At 64.0% G+C, this 5,315-nt stretch carries 8 protein-coding genes; 1 reads left to right on the top strand and 7 read right to left on the bottom strand.

Annotated elements, in window-relative coordinates; translation table 11 throughout:
• Positions 1-223 precede the first annotated feature (223 nt).
• The 6 genes from ACMZ6R_RS19985 to ACMZ6R_RS19960 form a co-directional block, all read right to left on the bottom strand.
• Positions 224-430, bottom strand: coding sequence for a hypothetical protein (locus tag ACMZ6R_RS19985; RefSeq protein ID WP_416114709.1), 207 nt, complete (start codon positions 428-430; stop codon positions 224-226).
• Between the two features lie 77 nt (positions 431-507).
• Positions 508-1,119 (bottom strand): tetratricopeptide repeat protein, encoded by a 612-nt coding sequence (locus ACMZ6R_RS19980; protein ID WP_416114708.1) that lies wholly within the window; start codon positions 1,117-1,119, stop codon positions 508-510.
• Between the two features lie 190 nt (positions 1,120-1,309).
• Positions 1,310-1,561, bottom strand: coding sequence for an SHOCT domain-containing protein (locus tag ACMZ6R_RS19975; RefSeq protein ID WP_416114707.1), 252 nt, complete (start codon positions 1,559-1,561; stop codon positions 1,310-1,312).
• Between the two features lie 72 nt (positions 1,562-1,633).
• A complete protein-coding gene (locus tag ACMZ6R_RS19970) occupies positions 1,634-2,128 on the bottom strand; it encodes a periplasmic heavy metal sensor (protein WP_416114706.1) in 495 nt (164 codons plus the stop codon).
• Positions 2,129-2,390: 262 nt separating this feature from the next.
• Positions 2,391-2,678 (bottom strand): hypothetical protein, encoded by a 288-nt coding sequence (locus ACMZ6R_RS19965; protein WP_416114705.1) that lies wholly within the window; start codon positions 2,676-2,678, stop codon positions 2,391-2,393.
• Complete coding sequence (locus ACMZ6R_RS19960) at positions 2,675-4,132, bottom strand: terminase large subunit domain-containing protein (protein WP_416114704.1); 1,458 nt, start codon at positions 4,130-4,132, stop codon at positions 2,675-2,677. Before ACMZ6R_RS19960 ends, ACMZ6R_RS19965 begins: the two co-directional genes overlap by 4 nt.
• A 120-nt stretch (positions 4,133-4,252) precedes the next feature.
• Between ACMZ6R_RS19960 and ACMZ6R_RS19955 the strand changes: the two genes are divergently transcribed.
• Positions 4,253-4,591, top strand: coding sequence for a hypothetical protein (locus ACMZ6R_RS19955; RefSeq protein ID WP_416114703.1), 339 nt, complete (start codon positions 4,253-4,255; stop codon positions 4,589-4,591).
• Between the two features lie 109 nt (positions 4,592-4,700).
• Here ACMZ6R_RS19955 and ACMZ6R_RS19950 read toward each other — a convergent pair whose 3' ends face one another.
• On the bottom strand, positions 4,701-5,246 hold the full coding sequence (locus ACMZ6R_RS19950) for a terminase small subunit (RefSeq protein ID WP_416114702.1): 546 nt from the start codon (positions 5,244-5,246) through the stop codon (positions 4,701-4,703).
• Positions 5,247-5,315 lie beyond the last annotated feature (69 nt).

Raw genomic sequence — 5,315 nt, 5'->3', positions numbered from 1 at the left:
CGGCGTTTTTCAAATGGCGGGAATCCGAAAACTACCGAATCGGTACTTGGCGCTTCGGGCGCGAATAGGAAACGGGCGGTTAGACTGCGTCAGCCGGCTTGACTTCGGGCCACATAGGAAAGACTTTTAACGATAACAGTCTGTCACCGTTAGAAGTTTTTGGGAGAGGAGAGCGCGAGAGGGGGACCCTTTTTCCAAAAAGGGTCCCCCTCTCGCACATTCCTCACTCCCCCCAAAAATGCTTCGCGACCAGGAACTTGAAGATACTGCAAAAGGGAAAGCGTTCCTGGCCGCGGGAGGTGAAGGCGCCCGAGGCATTGAGAAAGGCGACGTCGAGCCATCCGTGCGCGCTTTGCTCGAGCGCCGCGATTTGGCGCGTCAGGGACGCCTCCCCGGCGGCAGCGGCATGCCAGGGGCCGGCCAGCTGCATGGCGCTCAAGAAGAGCAAAAGGGCCAGGGGGCGTGTCGCGCGCAGAACTGGACACCTCGCAACGTGTCTGCGGAGGGTTATTTGCCGGAGAGTTCCTGCAAGGCCTGCGTCACGGTCTGGCCGCTTGGCAGGGTGGCAGTGGGATTCTTGGCGGCTAGGATCTGCAGCGCATTGATCGCTCCGGCCTTGTCATGTTTGTCGTGTTCCAGAACCACGCTCTTATTGTAATACGCGATCACGTGGGCCGGGTTCAATGCGATGGCCTTGTCGAAACAGACCAGGGCTTTGTCGAACTGGCTGCTATCCCGGTACATGACGCCCTGGTCGGTCAGCACGTCAGGCTGGCGCGGATCGAGGGTCAGGGATTTCTCGTAGGCGGCAATGGCCTTATCGGACTGGTGGGAGTCGAAATACAGGTTGCCCAGCTGGGTCCAGGCGGCGGTGTTGGCCGGTTCGAGCTGGGTCTGTTTTTCGATGGCCTTGATGCGGTCGGCCATGGCGGTGTCCATGGCGGGCTGGGTCGGGGCCTGCGCCGGGGCCTGGGCCACGCCGGGAGCGGTCGATTGGCGTCCCATCATACCGTGGGCGGTAAAGCCCAGGTAAAAACCCACCAGAAGGGCCAGGCAGCCGCCGAGGATAGCGGCGGTACGGCTGACAGTGGCCGGTGATTGCTTTTTCTCTTCGCTCATGAGGTTCTCCTTGCGACGTTTCGCCACGTGGGCCGGTGTCTAGCAATGTCGGGACCAAATGTCACCGCATGAAAAAGCCCGAAGCGGCGGGAAGCCGCTTCGGGTTACGCGGAGACGGAAGGAGGGATGTCTGCGCTTTATGGAAACAACGCTTCAGGCGCTGCCGGAAGCGTTGATGACGCATTTGGGCTCACGATTCGACGGCGTGCTTGAGGCGTTCGAATTCTTCCTCGGAGATGCTGCCCTCGGCCAGGCGGACGCGAAGGATCCGCAGGGCGTCATCGCGGTCGGCCCGGGCGTTTCGCCGGGGATGCGGATCGGGAAGCAGGGCCCGGATGACCCAGATTCCCGCGATCACGATCACCGCCAGGACGATCAGCCCGAAAAAGGGAAAACCGCTTCCGGAGAATGAAAACGGGTATGAATTGAAACAGCCCCACATAGTGTCGCCTGCATACGCTGTTGTCGCGTCAGGGGGCCGGTTGGATACCGACCCCCTGGTCATACGCTCGTTTTAGAAGCCGCCGCCGCAGGGGCCGTAGCCGCCGTTGCCGCGATGGTGGAAGCCGCCCATGCCGCCGCGTCCGCCCCAGCCCATCGGGCCGTTGCCCATGGGGCCGATTTCCTTGGTGACCTGGATGCGGAAGGCCGTGCGGGCGGACAAAAGCTTGCCCTGCATGTCGCCGATTTCCTTGGTCAGGGCGTCGATCTTGGTCTGGTCGGGATTCTGGGCCACGGCCAGGGCGTTAAGCTCGGCCCGCTTGACGCCGAGGTCGGCGCGCAACTGGGCGGTCTTGGCCGCGTAGTCGTCATGAAGCTTCTGGAAGGCGGCCTGCTTTTCCGGAGTCAGCTGGGTCATGAAGCCGCCGCCGTAACCCGGACAGTCCGCGGGGCCGTTACCGCCGCCTCTGACGCCGGCGGGGCCGCCGGGGCGGGCCATGGCCAGGGAAGCGGAAAGGGCCAGGGTGGCCAGAGCGGTCAGGACGATGCCGAATTTCTTGCCGTTCATGTCGTAATCCTCCGTATAACGTTGGTGCGCGAAAGTTTTTTCCGCTTTGCCGGCGTGTTGTCGGCCGTAGGTCGCGGCGTTTGCACGAAGGAGAGCATGGACCGTGCCATACTATAATATTTAATAAAACAAGTATGTTATAGAGAATGGCGAGCAGGGGACACCGTCAGGCTGGATAAAACGCGCACAGTCGGGGCTGGGAAAAGGCAGCCCTCTGTATATTTTAAATACAGGGCCAATCGATACGAGCACTATTAAAAAATCATATAAAATTAAATGGATGATGGCTTTCACCCGTTCTTGTATCAGGGCTATCAGGCTCGTTTGGTGAGAAACTATCCACTGCGTTGCGCGAGCCCTCCCTGTCCAAGGCGGCCTCGGCCCAGGGATCGGGTTCCTCGGGCATGGTTTCGGAAGGCCGGGACAGCAGCGGCTGGTCGAACATGGCCCGCCCGGCGCTCTCCCGGCCGAGCCGCCAGCCGACAAGCAGAAACAACAGGGCGAGACCCGCCTGGACCAACATGGCAAAAGTGAAATCCTGTTCCATCATGGCATCTCCTGTCCGTCCTGGACGGCGGTCACGGCGTCGATGATCCGGGCCGCCGGCCGCATTTCCGTTTTTCCGCCCCCCGGGGCCAAGGGCCGGGCCATGCAGGCATGGCAGGCCTCGTCATAGATGTGATCCTCGCCGGTGGTGTCGATGTCCTCCACATTGCGCCGGTCCGTGACCAGAAGCGGGATGGTGCGGATGAAGTGCTCGCACACGTCGTAGACCTGGAGCATGGGCGGCCCGTGGTCGCGGGGCCGCAGCCGTTCGTGGAACTGGCGGATCTTGGCCGTGCGCGAGGGATCGCCCGGGGCCAGGAAGATTCCCGCCGCGGCAAAGACCTCGGCCGTGCTCGGCCCCTGGCCGCCGCCGCGATAGTCGGGCTTTTTGGCGAAACAGTCCGGTCCGGCCAGCCGGGTGATGGAGCGCCCGGCGATGCCGTGGCGTGTTTCCCGTTCGCAAATGCCGTCGGCGATGCGCGAATCGGTCAGGCGCAGGCCCTGGTTGGGCGAGCCGTTGGTGCTGTACCATTCGGCGAAGCGGAAAAGCCTCCCCTCCCCGTCCACCCACCACCAGCCCACGGAAAAAGGCGCGCCGTAGCCCCAGTCGAAGGTCATGAAAAGCGGGGCCGTCTCCGGCACGGGCCTGGGTTTGACCACATGCAGCCGGCGGGAAAAGGCAAAGGCCTGGCCCATGAACACGTCCCAGTCGCCGTCGCGGTAGGCCGTGCGATACGGTTCGGGCAGGGCGTCAAGGCGCTTGGCATAGCCTGGGTCACGGGCGAGGAGGATGGGGTTGTCGGCAAGCCGCCCGGGAATGTGGCAGCGCAGCATGCCCCCCTCATCGTCCGGGGCGCGCCGTGGCACCATGGGCGGGGCAAAGTCCACGAACCGGGCCTTGACGAAGGCGTGGCCCAGGCCGCCGGGATTGGACGCGCACACGATGCCCGGAATCTTGTGGCGCAGGCCGGGCGGCACATCGAGGGTGCAGCGTAACCGGCCGCGCAGGTAGTCGTACATGAATTCGGTGAAATGGGTCAGTTCGTCGATGAGCAGCAGATGGATCTCCGCCCCCTGGTAGGCGAACACGTCGGCTTCGCGGTGGCAGCTGCAAAAAAACAGGATCGAACCGTTCATGAATTCAAAGCGATGCTTGGCGGCCCGGAACGTTCCGATGCCCTTGGGAAACTGGGACAGCGCCGGCAGGATGTGGTTGTGCTCCAGTTCGGGTTGCGTGCGCCGGAAAAGGTAGGCGCGAAGGCCCGATACCCGCAGGCAGGCCAGCAGCGCCTCGAAGCGCAGGGCATGGCTTTTGCCTGGACCAGCCGCGCCGCCGAAAAGAATTTCATTGGCCGGGCAGGCGTGCAGGGCGGCCTGACGCGGCTGGGGCCGGTAATCGATGACGACGCGATCGCCATGGTGCGCGGGATTTGTCGATATATCGTCAAAATGTTGCAATACAGCGCTCCCGGGGTTTGGATATAGAGCGAACAGGCCGCAATCACAGAGGTTTTTTTCTGGCATGCTTTGGGCAGGAGCCTGGGCGGACAACAGGTCCCGGACCTGGAGGTATCGGTCATGGCAAAGGTTTGGCCCAAGCGGCTGCTGGTATTGGCTCTGGTGCTGGCGATCGCCGTCTGCGTCGGGGCGGCGGCATCGGCCGGCCGGCGCGGATCGGGGCTTGGCGCTTATGCCCGGGTGCTTAGGGCGGCGGAGACCGCCGCGCAGCCCGTTCCCGATCCGGTGGCCGACTGCCTGATGGCCGCCCGGCTGCTCCATGCCGCAAGCGACAACGGGGCAACCCTGGACGCGACGGATTTCGAGGCGTTGCGGGCCTACTGCCGCTCGCGCGTGCAGGGCGCGGCGGCCAAAGCGCATGCGGTTTGCAAGGAGGGGGAACGAGGGGAAAATCTTTGAAAAGGGAGAGAGCCCCTTTCCGCGCGTTCTCCTGCCCAACCGTATGGCTTGGTGTCGGATGCGGCGCTGCCTCGACGGTCCTTCCAGCGCGTTTTGGAGGCAGGAGGCGTCAAGCCTCCTCGGAGGCGTCGGGCAGAGGATCGGGCGGCGGCACGCAGGTGACCACGGTGACGGGACGCGCGCCCGAGGCTTCTTCGGCGGCTTCGCGCCCGCCCAGGTGCCGGGCCAGGGCGGCCAGGGCCTGGGTTTTGCCGTGGAGCTTGATGCGCAGCCCCTTGCCCGACTTGCCGGCGCTCTCCACGATTTCGGACACGCAGGCGGTCTGCTGCGGCGTCAGCTCCCGGGAGGCCTTCAGCGTCACGCCGCCGGCGTCCCAGTCCACGAATTCCCTGATGTCGGCAAAGGCGATGCGGGCCAGTTCCAGCACCACCCGGTCCTGGGTGATGCCGAGGCGTTTGCCGCGCTCTTTCATGGCTTCCTCGATGGCGGCGCGGACGTGGGGCAGGTTTTTGATTCGGTTTCCGGTCACTTTGGCGCATTTTGCGCCGTAGCCGGCCCGTACCGCCGCTGCCGCCGGACGCAGGTCGACCAGATATTCCTCGACGAAGCGGCGTTGCCGGTCCGTCAGGCGGGTTTCCCGCCCGGATTTGCTCATGACCGCTCTCCTTCAGGTTGACGGGGCGGGGAGGGGGTGTGGCGGACGCGAAGGCGCATATTTGAAGAA

The sequence above is a fragment of the Solidesulfovibrio sp. C21 genome (genome assembly GCF_047785625.1).
In the GTDB taxonomy this organism is placed as follows: Bacteria; Desulfobacterota; Desulfovibrionia; order Desulfovibrionales; family Desulfovibrionaceae; genus Solidesulfovibrio.
This window is presented reverse-complemented; position numbering and strand designations above follow the sequence as displayed.

What these genes read in the sequence shown, in the direction of transcription:
- ACMZ6R_RS19985 (WP_416114709.1), bottom strand. Translation starts at nt 430, where the DNA reads ATGCAGCTGGCCGGCCCCTGGCATGCCGCTGCCGCCGGGGAGGCGTCC.
- ACMZ6R_RS19980 (WP_416114708.1), bottom strand. Translation starts at nt 1,119, where the DNA reads ATGAGCGAAGAGAAAAAGCAATCACCGGCCACTGTCAGCCGTACCGCC.
- ACMZ6R_RS19975 (WP_416114707.1), bottom strand. Translation starts at nt 1,561, where the DNA reads ATGTGGGGCTGTTTCAATTCATACCCGTTTTCATTCTCCGGAAGCGGT.
- ACMZ6R_RS19970 (WP_416114706.1), bottom strand. Translation starts at nt 2,128, where the DNA reads ATGAACGGCAAGAAATTCGGCATCGTCCTGACCGCTCTGGCCACCCTG.
- ACMZ6R_RS19965 (WP_416114705.1), bottom strand. Translation starts at nt 2,678, where the DNA reads ATGATGGAACAGGATTTCACTTTTGCCATGTTGGTCCAGGCGGGTCTC.
- ACMZ6R_RS19955 (WP_416114703.1), top strand. Translation starts at nt 4,253, where the DNA reads ATGGCAAAGGTTTGGCCCAAGCGGCTGCTGGTATTGGCTCTGGTGCTG.
- ACMZ6R_RS19950 (WP_416114702.1), bottom strand. Translation starts at nt 5,246, where the DNA reads ATGAGCAAATCCGGGCGGGAAACCCGCCTGACGGACCGGCAACGCCGC.